This window comes from Psychrobacter sp. 1U2 (assembly GCF_051847575.1).
In genome coordinates this window covers 1-15,007 of the sequence record NZ_JBPYDC010000004.1, presented here as the reverse complement: position 1 = coordinate 15,007, position 15,007 = coordinate 1, and the positions used below count along the sequence as shown (strand labels likewise).

At 42.7% G+C, this 15,007-nt stretch carries 12 protein-coding genes; 7 read left to right on the top strand and 5 right to left on the bottom strand.

What is annotated here, in order from left to right; translation table 11 throughout:
* The first annotated feature begins 414 nt into the window (after positions 1 to 414).
* The 3 genes from ACS8FD_RS02945 to ACS8FD_RS02935 all read left to right on the top strand — a co-directional run bounded on the left by ACS8FD_RS02945 (position 415) and on the right by ACS8FD_RS02935 (position 3,071).
* Complete coding sequence (locus ACS8FD_RS02945) at positions 415 to 1,233, top strand: DUF5020 family protein (protein ID WP_439274389.1); 819 nt, start codon at positions 415 to 417, stop codon at positions 1,231 to 1,233.
* A gap of 121 nt (positions 1,234 to 1,354) precedes the next feature.
* Positions 1,355 to 2,344 carry a D-cysteine desulfhydrase family protein gene (locus ACS8FD_RS02940; RefSeq protein WP_439274388.1) on the top strand — a complete coding sequence of 330 codons (990 nt, stop codon included), beginning with the start codon at positions 1,355 to 1,357 and terminating at the stop codon, positions 2,342 to 2,344.
* Positions 2,345 to 2,456: 112 nt separating this feature from the next.
* Complete coding sequence (locus ACS8FD_RS02935; protein ID WP_439274387.1) at positions 2,457 to 3,071, top strand: DedA family protein; 615 nt, start codon at positions 2,457 to 2,459, stop codon at positions 3,069 to 3,071.
* Between the two features lie 42 nt (positions 3,072 to 3,113).
* On the opposite strand, the gene ACS8FD_RS02930 is transcribed toward ACS8FD_RS02935, so the two are convergent.
* Positions 3,114 to 3,413, bottom strand: a complete 300-nt coding sequence (locus ACS8FD_RS02930; protein WP_439274386.1) for a DUF4298 domain-containing protein — start codon at positions 3,411 to 3,413, stop codon at positions 3,114 to 3,116.
* A gap of 137 nt (positions 3,414 to 3,550) precedes the next feature.
* Complete coding sequence (locus ACS8FD_RS02925; RefSeq protein ID WP_439274385.1) at positions 3,551 to 4,534, bottom strand: glutathione S-transferase family protein; 984 nt, start codon at positions 4,532 to 4,534, stop codon at positions 3,551 to 3,553.
* Positions 4,535 to 5,001: 467 nt separating this feature from the next.
* Here ACS8FD_RS02925 and ACS8FD_RS02920 point away from each other — a divergent pair, with 467 nt between their 5' ends.
* The 4 genes from ACS8FD_RS02920 to ACS8FD_RS02905 all read left to right on the top strand — a co-directional run bounded on the left by ACS8FD_RS02920 (position 5,002) and on the right by ACS8FD_RS02905 (position 10,450).
* Positions 5,002 to 6,672: a glycosyltransferase family 2 protein gene (locus ACS8FD_RS02920; protein ID WP_439274384.1), complete on the top strand. Its 1,671-nt coding sequence runs from the start codon at positions 5,002 to 5,004 to the stop codon at positions 6,670 to 6,672.
* 117 nt (positions 6,673 to 6,789) lie between these two features.
* Positions 6,790 to 8,076, top strand: coding sequence for a glycosyltransferase (locus ACS8FD_RS02915; RefSeq protein ID WP_439274383.1), 1,287 nt, complete (start codon positions 6,790 to 6,792; stop codon positions 8,074 to 8,076).
* Positions 8,077 to 8,161: 85 nt separating this feature from the next.
* Positions 8,162 to 9,403 (top strand): hypothetical protein, encoded by a 1,242-nt coding sequence (locus ACS8FD_RS02910; RefSeq protein ID WP_439274382.1) that lies wholly within the window; start codon positions 8,162 to 8,164, stop codon positions 9,401 to 9,403.
* A gap of 9 nt (positions 9,404 to 9,412) precedes the next feature.
* Positions 9,413 to 10,450: a glycosyltransferase family 2 protein gene (locus ACS8FD_RS02905; RefSeq protein WP_439274381.1), complete on the top strand. Its 1,038-nt coding sequence runs from the start codon at positions 9,413 to 9,415 to the stop codon at positions 10,448 to 10,450.
* A 173-nt stretch (positions 10,451 to 10,623) separates the two neighbouring features.
* Here the strand turns inward: ACS8FD_RS02905 and ACS8FD_RS02900 are convergent, their stop codons facing one another.
* The 3 genes from ACS8FD_RS02900 to ACS8FD_RS02890 form a co-directional block, all read right to left on the bottom strand.
* Complete coding sequence (locus tag ACS8FD_RS02900; RefSeq protein ID WP_439274380.1) at positions 10,624 to 11,934, bottom strand: lytic murein transglycosylase; 1,311 nt, start codon at positions 11,932 to 11,934, stop codon at positions 10,624 to 10,626.
* Between the two features lie 223 nt (positions 11,935 to 12,157).
* Positions 12,158 to 13,381 (bottom strand): vWA domain-containing protein, encoded by a 1,224-nt coding sequence (locus ACS8FD_RS02895; RefSeq protein ID WP_439274379.1) that lies wholly within the window; start codon positions 13,379 to 13,381, stop codon positions 12,158 to 12,160.
* A gap of 2 nt (positions 13,382 to 13,383) precedes the next feature.
* The coding region (locus ACS8FD_RS02890) for a nuclease-related domain-containing protein (protein WP_439274378.1) at positions 13,384 to 15,007 on the bottom strand (1,624 nt) is incomplete at its 5' end.

Below are 15,007 nucleotides of genomic sequence, written 5' to 3'. Positions count from 1 at the left end.
TTCAGATTGTTAATAAATATTGCAATGAGTAACTGAGAATTTTTTCAATTTACTGCGATTTGAGTTACTAGCGTTTTTAGCACTCTACCCGTTATTAGGATTCTTCACCGCTATTAACTCATGGTCTGGCAGTGCTTAACAGCCATATAGTTAATCCAATTTGAAAAAACCCAGTGCAGCTAGGATGAATTCTGCGCCGGCTCTGTCATAACAGCCTGTAAGGAAAATTTATACTAACTGCACGATTACATTAGCGTATCGATTTTATTTCGAACTGACTATATGGCAAAACAGACAAAAACTTCGCTCCGAAAGCTAAGGATTAGCTTTTATATTGATTGAACTTTTGTAAATTGAAGTCGCTTACGTTAGCCAAATACGACACCCAACGACTGTACATAAAGGAGTATTACTGTGCGTTATCACACCTCAATCGACCTACCTTCTGTGGCCCAACTCAAAAAGACTCGCTTAAATATTAAGCGCTCTTTTGCCAAGCCTTTAACCACTGCTCTCGTCGCAGTTGTGGCTTTAGCAGGTATGAGCCACTCACAAGCCAAGGTATTATTTTCAGATACGAGCGTCTCACTGCTGTACGGCGAGGATTACGAGTTGGCAAAAGATGGCGAGCTGACCACGCTTACTCTTGAACATGCCTCCACGCATACTTGGGGCGGAGTGTTTTTCTTTGTTGATCGCCTGCAAGGCGCTAGTGATAATGAGAAAAGCCGCGCCAAAGATATCTACGGTGAGCTGGCTCCTAAATTTAAAGTGGCGAGCTTTGATGATAGCTTTATCAAGCAAGTCAATTTTGCCGCTCAATATGAGTTTGGTTCTAATTCTAGCGGTTTTAGCCAAGACAACTATCTGGTTGGGGTCGGTGCTGATCTGGACGTGCCGATCCCAGGCATGAAGTATGCTTCTGCCTCCTTGTATCATGTCCTTAATAACAACTCTGGCCCTAATGACGCCGATGATCAGCAAATCACGTTGACTTATGGCTGGGAGAAAAACAACTTCGTTATTGATGGCTATGTTGATTACTCTTTTAACAATGATGACTTAGAAGATCAGCTGCATATAAACCCGCAGATTAAGTACAACTTACAACAAGCACTAGGTATCGACAACCGTGTCGAAGTCGGTATAGAGTACAGTTATTGGAGAAATAAATTCGGTCTAGATGGCGTCAATCAAAGCGTGCCAAGTGCGCTGGTAAAGGTACACTTTTAAACCTGAGTCTTTTTAGTACTTTAATAGCATAGATAACCCTCATTCATCTTAAAGGTTGAATGAGGCTTTTTTTTACTTCAAAATGACTTCAGACTCATTATAAAAACGGACTGATTAGATTATGACTGATAACTTACCAAAGGCCTCGCTAGGCTACTTCCCTACGCCCTTGATTGAACTGACACGCTTAAGCGCAAAGCTTGGCGGCCCAAAAATCTATATGAAACGCGATGATAATACCGGACTAGCACTCGGTGGTAATAAAACCCGTAAACTTGAATACATTATGGGTGATGCCTTAGCAAAGGGCGCGGATACAGTGATTACCGCAGGCGCTATTCAGTCCAACCATTGCCGGCAGACCGCTGGCGCTGCAGCAAGCTTAGGGCTTGAATGCCATCTGGTATTGGGCGGCAAGGAGCCTACTCGGCCGCAAGGTAATCTACTATTAGATAAAGTATACGGCTGTCATATCCACTGGGCAGGCAAGAACCGTAAAGGTGAAGATATTCCAGCGCTCGTTGAGCAATTAAAAGCTGAGGGTAAAAAACCCTACGTCATTCCCTATGGCGGCTCCAACGAGCTTGGTGCGGTGGCCTTTGTTGAGGCTTATGAAGAGTTAGACTCACAGCGTAGAGACATGAATGTAAGCTTTACTCATATTATCTTTGCTTCTAGCTCTGGTGCGACTCACGCCGGCTTAATGCTTGGTAATAGAATTTTAGAGACTAACTGTCAGCTAGTCGGTATAAATATCGATAAAGGTGAGATGGATAAAGTACCTTTTGATCAGCATATTGTTAACCTAGCCAATAGCACTGCTCGGTTGATTGAAGCCGATTATCAGTTTACTGCGAACGATCTGATACTCAACTCTAACTATGTCGGCGACGGTTACGGCGTAATCGGCGAGCTTGAAAAAGAAGCCATCGCAATGACTGCGCAAAATGAAGGCATCTTGTTAGACCCTGTGTATACAGGACGGGCTATGGGCGGACTCATTGACATGGTACGTACCGGGCAAATCACGTCAGAGGATACTGTGCTGTTCTGGCATACCGGCGGCGCGCCTGCACTATTTGCCTATGCGGAGGATTTAGATATACGTTAACGAAACTAGCACAGCGGATAAAACCTTCTAAATTGAAAAAATAGCAATGGGCTAGTATCTTCTTTGCTTAGTAATTGGATTTTTTAAACAACTCTATTTTTAAAGGTTTTTCATGGGTCAGATCAGTGACTGGATACTCTCTATCATGGCGAAGTTTGGCTACTTTGGCATTATCTTCGCTATGTTTGCCGAAAACGTCTTTCCGCCTATTCCCTCAGAAGTCATCATGCCCGCCGCTGGGTTTGCTGCGTCGAACGGTGAGCTTAACCTCATACTCGCGATATTAGCAGGAACGCTTGGCGCGGTACTTGGTGCTTTACCGCTCTATTATTTAGGCCGAGTGTTTAATGAAGAAAGGCTGATATCTTTTACCGAAAAATACGGCAAATTTGTCTTTGTAAAGCCTGATGATATCAAAGCTACTAATGAGTGGTTCGATAAACATGGCAAAAAAGCGGTGTTTTTCGGACGTATGGTGCCTGGTATTCGCTCGTTTATCTCTATTCCTGCTGGCATGAATAACATGGCGATGCTACCGTTTTTGGGACTCTCTGCACTTGGCGCTAGCATTTGGACGACAGGCCTGACACTAGCGGGTTACTACTTGGGCCAGAACTACGAGGTGATCGAATCGACGCTCGCCCCTTACTCGACAGGGATTGGCATCCTGATTGTAGTGCTTATTATTGGCTGGTTCGTTAAGCGCCGTTTATCTAATAAACACTAATAACCGCTAATGCCAATAAAAGCTGAGTGCCGATGTATTGATTTATTTATCAATAGCGTCTAGACCTAAGCGCATCCACTCTATAGCTTGCTCTTGATGCTCCGTCATCGCATTCCAGATGCCATCCTCACTGAAGATAGAATGAGTCTCGCCAGAGTGCTCAATGGTGACATCAGCCTCGCGGTCTTGCGCCCACTGCGGGCTAAGATAATAACCTTGCACCTCAGATAGCAACGCCTCTGCCTCTCTCCAGTCTTGCTGCGCTTGTAGCAGCTTTGACTGTAGAGCAGACCAACGCTCGAATTTTTGTTGTATGTCTTGTGGATCTATGGCTTCGCTCATAATATAACTCCTATTTTTTAGCTCTAAATAAGATGGCTTTAACTTAACAAAAACCGCTAAAACTTTATGAATTTAGCGGTCTGTTAAGTTAGATGATAGTCAAAATAATTCTACAAAATAGCCGCTATCTTACTAAATTAACGACTTAACTCTTCGCGGTTATGCGGCTCATTAAAGTCGATAACGGGGCCAAGTGGTACGATCTCAGTCGGATTGACATTATCATGGCTAGTATAATAATGCGCCTTGATATGCTCCATGTTAACGGTCTCGCTAATACCTGGCATTTGGTACAGCTCTTTCAGATAATTCCAAAGGTTAGGGTAATCGACAATACGGCGAATGTTGCATTTGAAATGACCCACGTAAACAGCATCAAATCTTACCAAAGTGGTAAATAGTCGCCAATCAGCTTCAGTGATGCTATCGCCTACGAGATAACGACTCTTTGCCAGACGCGCCTCTAACTTATCTAAACCATCAAAAAGTTCAGTTACTGCCTCTTCATAAGCTTGCTGAGTAGTCGCAAAGCCTGTTTTGTAGACACCATTATTCACTGACGAATAGACAAACTCGTTAATCTCATCAATCTCGTCTTTCAAGTCTCGTGGCAGCAAATCAAGCGGTTTTGCCCCTACCTCATCAAAGGCAGAATTGAACATGCGGATGATCTCAGACGACTCATTACTGACGATAGTATTGGTCTTTTTATCCCACAATACCGGTACCGTCACGCGTCCGGTGTAATCAGGCTTCGCCGCTGTATAAATCTCATACATATAATCGGCATGATTGATCGGGTCTTGAATAACACCGTCGCCCTCTTTAAAGGTCCAGCCATAATCGCGCATAAACGGATGCACTACTGACAGCGATATCATATCCTCAAGCCCTTTAAGCTTACGATATATCGTGGTGCGATGCGCCCAAGGACAAGCTAAGGAGACGTATAAATGATAACGATTCGGCTCAGCTTCAAAACTACCTTTCCCCGTTGGGCCAGCACTACCATCGGCGGTTACCCAGTTGCGAAAACCGGACTCTTCGCGTTTAAAGCGTCCGCCAGTCGCGTCAGTATCGTACCACTGGTCCTTCCATTGTCCTTCTACTAATAATCCCATGATATTTTCCTTATCTAAAGAGTATGTGTCTAAATGAAATTCATAAATTCTGCTTATTTTAAATTTAAGATGAGCACTAATAGATATACGTTCATTTTACCTTGACTGACTATAACATCTTAATCGTACTCTACAAATTAGTGCAAACGATTACGACCTTCAATCCTCAAACTCATTTATTATAAAGATAGAGATATAAGACGATATACCAATTAAATTGGCTGCTAAACACCTAATAAATAACAACTTCTTACATAAATTACCCGCCGTTACACTTAGGCTATTTTTACGACAATTCTTGTCTAATTCAAATTATCAAACCATATTATTATGAATTTCTATCTGAGTATTAGTTTTTTCATTGCATTGCTTCCTTATGCTCAAGACTATAAAAACAATTTTAAAATTATAACGATCAATAACTACTCATATTGGCCATAAATGGCGCGGATGCTCAAGGACAGATCATGACCGTTAATAAAGTGACTACTTTTACGCCTCATTTAAATAATAACCATCAACTAAATAATAACCATCAACGCCTCAACTCTCGTGATGAGAGTTTAGACGATGATAACGATACGGTTCGTTTAAGTTTTCAGATTATGACTCGTGCTGAGCCGCTTGAAGTAGTCGTAGCGACTATTGAGTCTTTGCTAGCCATTAAGTCGGCTGATGATGAGATTCTCATTATCGATAACAATCATACTGACAAAGCACTGTATGAACCTCTAGGCACTTACTGCGCCAATTTGGCAGGCGAGCTTAAGGTGCGCTTTTATCACGTCGATAAAGTAGATAATTTTAAATCAGGGGCGCTGAATTTAGCGCTAGAGTGGATGGATAAGCACTGTAGCCATATCGTAGTGGTTGATAGTGATTATCAAGCGCTACCTTATGCCAGAGACGCTATAGTCGATGCCATTAAAGACTATCCTACTCATGCTTTATTGCAGTTTCCGCAGTTTTATCGCGATAAAGGTCTTGATGATGTGCATAGCGAATTGAACCACTATTTTAATTATCATCTGTATCGTCCTTTTAACCGTCAGCGCGCGTTATCGACCGGGACTTTTGCGGTCATTTGTAGGCAAGCGCTTGTAGATCTAGGTGGTTGGTCTGGGGCTTCCATTACTGAAGATGCGCAAATGGGTGTCTTAATGCACCGGCAAGGGCTCAAGAGTCAGTTCATTCCAAAAATCATCGCGACGGGTCTGTTGCCAAATACTTTACCGGATCTCATTTGTCAAAGACAGCGCTGGATCTATGGCAATATGCAAGTATTGTCGTCTTACTTCGCTACTGATGAGCAAGCCTTGATAGCGGATAAACTACCTTTTAAGCCTCACAAAAAAGCTGAGCGCTTATCTTATATCAGAGCGCATTTATCGCAGCTTAGCGCTTGGGTGAACTTTACTGGCCTATTTATCTTATTGCAGCTAGCGACTATTTTTATAGTTACTGGCGCTCTATTACTCGATTTTGAAGCTCATTTTCAATTATTACTCGCGCCGTTATATGCAGTTTTTACCAGCTATGCGCTATTTTTAGCCCGACGTTTTTGGGCTTACAGTCAGGATAGCTCACCCCTTAATCAACAAGTCAGCAACTCTAAACAAACCAGCAATAATGCTAATGCTCTTCTACAAAAATTTAAGGGCCTAAAAAGACAAACGCGAGCTTGGCTGCTGCATCTAAACTTCTGGGAGTTTGGCGCTCTATCGTGGCTGCCAGTATTGTGGGGCCGTGACAAACCTTTTATTTGTACGCCCAAACAAGTTAATAGTAGTACCTCTCGCTCGACCTTTATAGCGAATATTAGGGCGCTACCTAAGTTATTGCTGTCGCTTAACTTGGTCACTTTACTACTAGTTGCACCTTTTTCTCCCCTTTATTCGCCTGTGCTATTTATTGGCGCTTTAGCTATTTGCTTGATCAAAGTGCTAGCGGCAAGCGTAGCGCTAGAAAATTATCGCTATCAGCAGGTAGATGCGCAAATTATTAACTTTAAAGCGCGTCGTCGTCCTAAAAATATTATTAAGCCAAACAAGCCAGCGATCTCATTATCGAAAGTAAAATCTATCAATCAGCATGCTATGAACAACCCCTATAAAGATAAGAAAACAGCTAATTCATAGTTGGTATTAAACTTAAAGAAAAGCTTAGAAAAAGACCGATACTTTCTTTGCAGACGTCAAAGGCCTGATATTTATTACTTTTTAACGTTGTAACCATTGCACTTAACTGGACGCTTTATGTCACCAATGAACCCACACGCTTTAACAGAAAGAACTTACGCAAGTAATAACGGTACGCCTCTAAAAATCGCCATTATCGCTCATTCGCTGTATCCGATTGCGCAGCCTTATGCAGGCGGTTTGGAGATGATTACTCAGCTACTATGTGACGAGCTAGTCGCGCGCGGCCATGACGTTCTGCTTTATGCCCATGAGGACAGCCAAACGCAGGCCAATCTACAACCGCTTATGACTCGCGAGCAATTTGATGCCCTAGTCTATGACAATGAGCATGACGCTGTCGGCATGAGCCGTGAGGATATGTATCAGTATCTCGTTTATCAGCAAGCGCTGGGTAATATCATCGCACGAGATAATCGCGGTGAGATTGATATCGTTCATAATCATAGTCTTTATCATGTACCGATGCTAACAGGACAAGTATTTGGCGAGCGCTTTTTTACCACTTTTCATACGCCCATTTTTCCGCACATACGCTTAGCTTTGTTAACTCTGCAACAGGGCACAACTACTCAATTCACCGCCATTAGCGCCCATCAGCAGCAGCTGTTTAATGAATTTGTACCATCACATGTGGTCTATAACGGTATCGATGTCACTTCCTTCAAAGCCAATATCGAGCCTATCCATGAGGAGGTTTATTTTTGGTATGGGCGCATTTGTCCCGAAAAAGGCACGCATTTAGCGATGCAATACTGTCAGGCGGCAGGCAAGCGCTTGATTATCGCTGGTCCTGAGAGTAATAAAGAATACTTCGATACCGAGGTCGCGCCGCTATTAGCAGCTGATGCAAATAAAGCCGACGGTGAAGCGCTGTTTACTTACGTCGGTCACCTAAGTAAAGAACAAATCAACGACTATCTGTGCCAAGCGGCGGCTATGCTATTTACGAGTACTTGGGATGAGCCGTATGGTTTGACCTTGGCTGAGAGCTTGGCTTGCGGTACGCCAGTGATAGGCTTTGATGTCGGCGCTGCCGCTGAGATTATTAACGATGAGACAGGTATTATTGTACCTAAGTGTGATGAGCAAGCTTTTGTAGCGGCTTTTGATGGTATTAAAACGATCTCAAGAGCGGCTTGTCGTGGGCGCGCTGAGCAATTTTGTTCAGTAGCGGCGATGGTTGACGGTTATATTGATTTATATAGGCAGGCTTTATCGCCGGAATCTTTAACACACGTTAACACTGTGAATGCCCATACTAGGTCTGAGCTCAAAGCTATTGCTTTCAATGCTCGTCAAATAAAAGATAACCTTAGTAAAGATGAGCAAAGAGCCATTTAGTGCAGCAATTATCTTTATAAAGCGTTTTAACTGAGTTGTTGTTAATACAATGAATTATCACTAAAAGTTTTTGGATATTACTCTTATGCGTATTGGCTATTATGCTCACCATCATGGCTCAGGTCATTGCCGACAAGCAGACAAATTGGCGGCACTCTTACCTGCAAGCTTACGCAAAAACTTTATCGTCTTTACAAGTCTTGCATCTGATGCCTATACCTTTACTACTGTAGCTGCAAGCCAAATTATTCGTCTTAGCCCAGAAGATGAGCGGGAGGACGATGTTCTGCTAGGCCGTGCAGGTCAGCATTGGCAGCCTGCCAGTTTGCACTACTCGCCCGTTGGTAATCGCGATATTCAAACTCGAAGTTGGCAGATTCTTAACGGTATTCAAGAGCATGACATTGATCTAATGATCATCGACGTTAGCGTCGAAGTCGCTACGCTCTGCCGCGCCGCTAGCGTGCCCTATCTCTACGTCAGGCTTGCTGGTATTCGCGATGATACGCCGCATCTTAACGCTTTTGCAGGAGCGCTTGGCCTGCTTGCACCCTACCCTAAAACCTTAGAAGCCACTCAAAGGGACGACTGGCTTCAACAGAAAACCTTATACTTAGATTTTTTACCTAATAAAAGTGCTAGGTCTATCTCCTATGCTGAATTTATAGCTTCGTTAGCTGATTTGACAGATGATAATGGACACAATCAAGAGAGTTCTAAATCCATTCGAAAACCTAATACCTATGAAAATAGCAAACAAAAACTAAAAATCATTACGGTGATTAAAGGCTATGGCGGGCATGAAGCCATCGATGCTAAGTTACCAAAACTGCGAGAGATGCACCCTGATGCCTTGATTGTATCGCTTGGGCCAATCGCTGATAATAAACGTAGCTATGTTGATATCGCCACGCAAGTAGCCGATGTCTCGCCTTTTCTCATGCATAGCGATCTATTGATAATGGCGTGCGGACTCAATGGTATCGCACAAGCTTATCATCATGAGACGCCATTGGTGGTATTGCCAGACGAGAGGCCGCATCATGAGCAAGAAGTGATGGCTGCAGCTTTGGTTGCACAAGGGCGCGCATTAAGTTGGCAGCAATTTATTGAAGTGTCTAAAAACTCACGCAGCTTTGACAATTTACTCCCTTTACCTACTAAACCGGATATCCATCAAACTAGTGACAACGTAAATAAAGCAAATACAAAAACAGCTGCCCAAGCTTTGATGGATAGCTTTGTTGATTATACGGCTAGCAAACCTTGGTTTCAGGACTGGTTATTGCCGCAATTGGCTACTGCTCCTGAACGATTAAAACAATAAGAATAAACTATGAATCCTGCAACTAAACCTCAGTCTAAAACTATCGACGTCAGCGTGATTACCACTTGCTATGGTCGTAATCGACATCTTTACAACCTTCTCAGTAGTTTAGCCAATGGTAGCGTGCAACCTAGTGAGGTTATTATTGTCAACGATGATGCTGACCCTGAGCGCTTGGCTCAATATCCACTCAATATCGTGCAGATCCCCACTTCGGAAAGTCGTTTAGCGGTAGCTAGTCAAGAAGGTTTGATATCAGATAACGAAGACAAGAAAACAAAAAAAACAGGTTTTGACATCGGTCGTAACCGCAATCTTGGTGCGGCTAAAGCCAGTAATGAGCAGCTGATATTTTTAGATGTCGATTGCATAGTATCGGCGACTTTTATCGAGCAATTCAGTGCAAAATTAACTGCTCATCCTGATGCGTTGCTAATGGGACAACCGCTCTACTTGACGCGTTCGCTAACCGATGAGGAGTCTCTACAGTTACAGCAAGGTGATTTGAGCAATACTAAATTAAATGCAATAGCGGTAACCAATCCTTATCGTCATAACCTTATCGACCAAGCTGTCGAACAAGCCATTGAGACAGGATCAAGTACGGTAAATACAACTCAAAGTACTAGCGAGCGTACGCAAGACTATGGCGCGTTTTGGAGCTTGTGTTTTGCCATTACTCAAAGCCAGTTTCAGCGTATAGGCGGCTTTGATACCCATTACGTTGGTTATGGTGCAGAAGATACCGATTTTGCTTTTATGGCACGCGCGCTAAATATTGAGTTTTATCTTACCAGCGATGTGGTTTTTCATCAGCAGCATAGCGTCTATCGTCCGCCGCTCAATCACCTATCAAGCATCGTTATCAATGCCAATCGCTTTTATGATAAATGGCAGCACTGGCCTATGGGCGGCTGGCTTAAGAGCTTCGCAAATATGCAATTTATCGACTGGCAGCCTGAGCAGCAAAACTCGATTACTCTCATTCGTCAGCCTACAGATAGTGAGATTGAGTCGGCTCATTGTGCCGATGCGCCTTACGTTTAAATTATGACTTAACCAAAATCACTTAGACTTTACAATAAAAAAAGCATCCTGACTCGGATGCTTTTTAGCTTTTGCTTCATTTTAGAAACAAACATTTAATCGTTAAGCTTTGATCTATGCCACTTCAATCGATGCCAATAATCACTTTTAAAAAAAGGCATAATCAGATCCGCTCACCAGCCAGTCAAGGACACGGCACTACGCTGGGTGATAAAACCATCTGGCGTTTGCCCGTTAGCCGCTTGCCAGCTCTGAAAAGCCTTGCGCGTATTGGTACCTATGATGCCATCAGCGCCTTTGGTATCGTAGCCAGCGCTAGTCAAACGGCGCTGCAAATTAGTCACTTGTAGAGTCGATAGCGGACGCTCGTAACGCGGCCAAGACTTGCGTAGGCCACTTTGACCTGTTATGGCTTTGCCGAGCAAGCTCACTCCCAAAGCATAGTTAGAAGAGTTGTTATAGACTTTGATCACATCGAAGTTTGGGCTTAGCAGCAGGATAGGACCATCTTTACCGGCTGGTAACCACAGCTCCATTTGTGTATTAGCATCTAGATTAACATCTTCTATAGTGTCGAGACCCATTGACGCCCATCTCGCAGCTGTTTGCTTAGTGCCGACTAAAGAGTAATCGAATGAGGCGGGAAGCGTTGCTTCATAAAACGGCGCAAGACCGCGTACCCATCCTGAGGCATTTAGATAATTGGCTGTAGAGGCTAAAGCATCCTTTGTGGACCAAGGGTTACGATGACCGTTGTAATCGCCATCGACGCCGTAATCCAACCAAGTCTTAGGAATAAATTGGGTCTCGCCCATACCGCCTGCCCATGAACCATCAAGCTGCGACCAAGAAATATCACCTCGCTCTAACAAGTCCGACAAAGCTAGTAACTGCTCTTCAGCAAACGGTTGGCGGCGACCATCATAAGCAAGACTCGCCAGCGAGCTTGGAATATAGCTGTTACCCGTGACCGCGCCAAAAGAGGACTCCATACCCCAAATGGCCGCAATGATCTCCGCATTGACACCATAACGCGACTCGAGACTAGATAAATAAGAGCGCTGCTCGTTAAATTTGCGCTGGCCAGTACTGACCCTACCATTTGATACCGCAGAATCGGCATAGTCCCACGGCATTTTTGAAAACTCCGGTTGGCTGGAATCAAGCGAGATCACCTGCTGGTTTAGATTAGCTGATGCTAATAAACGCTGAATATTATTGGGGTTTTTGCCCGCAGAGATCGCGCGCATAGTGAAATCTGATTTCCAGTCTGAGAAACTAGTATAGCTTGGTTTTGGTGCAGGCGTTACCACCTGTGGTCTGACTACTGGCTTGGGCTTGACGGTGATGGTCTGCGTTTGGGTGACTTGCACATTACCTTGGCGTACAGGCTTAGTCGGCTGAGTGGCAGGCTTTTGACTAGCACAGCCGATGATCATTAGCGTAGGTAGCAAGATAGCGATATGGTGTTTTTTAAATATCATGAGCGTCTCGAGTATTAATAACAGGAAAAATAAGGCAAATATAGGACAATATAAAACGAAGGCAGCAGTAGCACAATCCATTGCTCGCTAAAAATCACTTTAGCAACAAATAATAATAAAGTCGATAATATCAATAAATATTATAAAATATAAAAAAGGTCGCTACCTTTGGATAACGACCTTTATATCACTACGTTTATGGATAGAGTTTTGCTATCAAAAACTACCTTGCCAAATAGGCGGTCATATCCTCTACCCCATGCAAAGTCATCGGATACATATGATTGTCAAAGATTTGTCTTATCTCAGTAATGGTTTGCGTATAGGACCAAAACGCTGCTTCTTCAGGATTGAGCCAAGCGACCTTATCGAAATGCGCCAGCACCCGCTTGAGCCAAACCACTCCTGCTTCGTTATTCATATACTCGACACTACCGCCAACTGAAAACAGCTCATACGGCGACATAGACGCATCCCCTACAAATATTACTCGGTACTCACGCCCGTATTTATTAAGCAGCTCATAAGTTGGCATAGGGTTACTATGACGGCGGTTATTATCTTCCCAAACATAGTCGTAAAGACAGTTATGAAAGTAGAAAAACTCTAAGGTTTTAAATTCATTTTTCGCCGCTGAGAACAGCTTTTCTAAGGCTTCGACATGGATATCCATACTGCCGCCGACATCGAATAGCATCAAGACTTTGACACGGTTACGACGCTCAGGCTGCATATGGATATCGAGCACGCCCTTCTTAGCAGTGCGCTTAATGGTTTCATGAATATCTAGCTCATCCTCGCTACCGGTACGCGCAAACTGACGCAAGTTGCGTAGCGCCATTTGGATCTGACGCGTGCCAAGCTGCTTGTCATCATCGAGATTACGATATTTGCGCTGCTCCCAGACTTTGACCGCGCTGCCTTTACGCGACTCACCGCCGACGCGTACGCCTTCTGGATGATCGCCATAAGCGCCAAAAGGAGAGCTGCCACCGGTACCGACCCATTTACTGCCGCCTTGATGGCGCTCTTTTTGCTCTTTGAGGCGCTCCTCTAAAGCTTTCATCAGCTCCTCTAGCGAGCCATATTTGTCTAACAAACGGCGCTGCTCATCGGTGAGGTTCTTGGGATCGAGCTTGAGATCGAGCCACTCTTTAGGGATATCGGTCAGCTTATTCATCAGCTCGTCGATATTTAAGCTATCCACCCCTTCGAAATAATCCGCCATCGCCCGATCGAACTTATCAAAATGGCGCTCGTCTTTGACCATGCATAGTTTGATCAGTCGATACATATCTTCGCGGCTAGCGAAAGTAGTTAAGCTAGAGTCTTCAGGATGCGGCTGCATCATCAGCCCTTTATCAAGCGCAGCATTGAGATCGAGTAGTTCACGAGTGCTGACGGGTACGCCGTAACTACGCAAAGTATAGAAAAGTTTGATAAACATGGTTATGCCCTTAACTTGGAAGCATCGTCTATATTTTTTATTGGATGAATAAGCGGTAAGTTCGTATTCCAAAAATGATTGCTTTCAATAGTATCAATCACAGTCTCTAAACTCTCTACCGCCACACTATGAGTATTATTGTGAGTTTCATTATTATTTACAATGTTAAAGAGATACTGTTTATGTTCATTTAAAATGATAACCAACTCTTCAAAAGATAGTTTTAAAAACCCATCTATATATTCATGGTCAAACTCTAAGGTGGTATCCACAATCCATGAATGAATGCTAAATTTAGAGGGGTCAAGCCCTTGGTTAGGTAGAAAAACTTCTTTCACGTATTTAGCTTTTCGAGATAATTGATAAGCTGCTTTGTTTAACACAAAGTTTTTATATTCATATATTTCTTTAACACTACTTTTTATATAAGTAGATTTCAGCTCAATAATCAAAACTTTGTTATCTGATACGGCAATCACATCTATCTCACCAACGCCCGCCTCTAAAGGCTCATACTGACTATAGACTTTGTCTGTACACTTGCTTAATAATGCAGCTAAATTTTGCTCCATCAAATCGGTTTCAGACTTTAAATTGGCTCTATTTTTATACAGTTTTCTAAACGTATTTATGGTGGCTGTATTAAAGTTTTTCTGAAAAGTTATCCATGGTAGAGAAAACATATAGCCATCAAGCTCATAAAAAGACTTCTCTCCATAAAAAGAGCTTTCACCTTCTCGCAAATCTTGTGACCAAAAGCCTAAAATACGACTCATTTCTCTAACTCTTTTATTTTTACCACCTTTTAATATCCAATCTGACATATTAATAGCTTTATCTTTCATTCTTGAATGGTTCAAAGGCAATCTGTCTTGACCCGTTAAGACTCCTTTCATTACTAACTGTCCCAACGCTATAAAAGGATGACTTTCAGAATCATAAGCTAGCTTTTTAAATGGTTGAACAAAATTGTATTCAAAATGTGCCTGAATCATCAGCATAGTAAAGACTAAAGTAGATAAGTCGTATGCCTCATCAAAGTCAGCATTCTCTATACCATAAATTTCTCTTAACTGTAGAACAATACCTTGAGTTTTTGCTAACGCGGACAAATTAGCTTCAAAATTCACTCCTTTATCCAGCCGAGCCAGATAAGGACTCTGCTCCAAAGACTCAAAACCCCTATACAACCAATAACTTGATAAAATCGTTAATTTGTCTAAAAATAAGTTTGACTCTTTAACTTGTTCATTAAGTTTCAATTGACCTTTTTCTATAAAATAATCTGTACCTAAGTCAAAACAATAGCCATTGATAACTTGATCTAGATACAAATCAATTTCCACTTGATAAGCCACTAATTTTTTAAAATTATCATAACGGCTTATAAGCTGCTCCGTGAGTCCTTTACTTGTTAAAAAGGGCATCATAACGTTCTTAAAAGTCAATGCTAACGCCTTTTCTGTAAGCGCCTTTTTTTGAATATTAGCAGTAGTAATTATATAATTGAATGCCTTCCATACATTCTCAATTGAAACGTATGCTTTGCTATAGTCAATCCACAATAAAAGAGATACAACCCATATCATGGAAGAGTTTAGGTAGATTATTCTCCATCCATCCTTG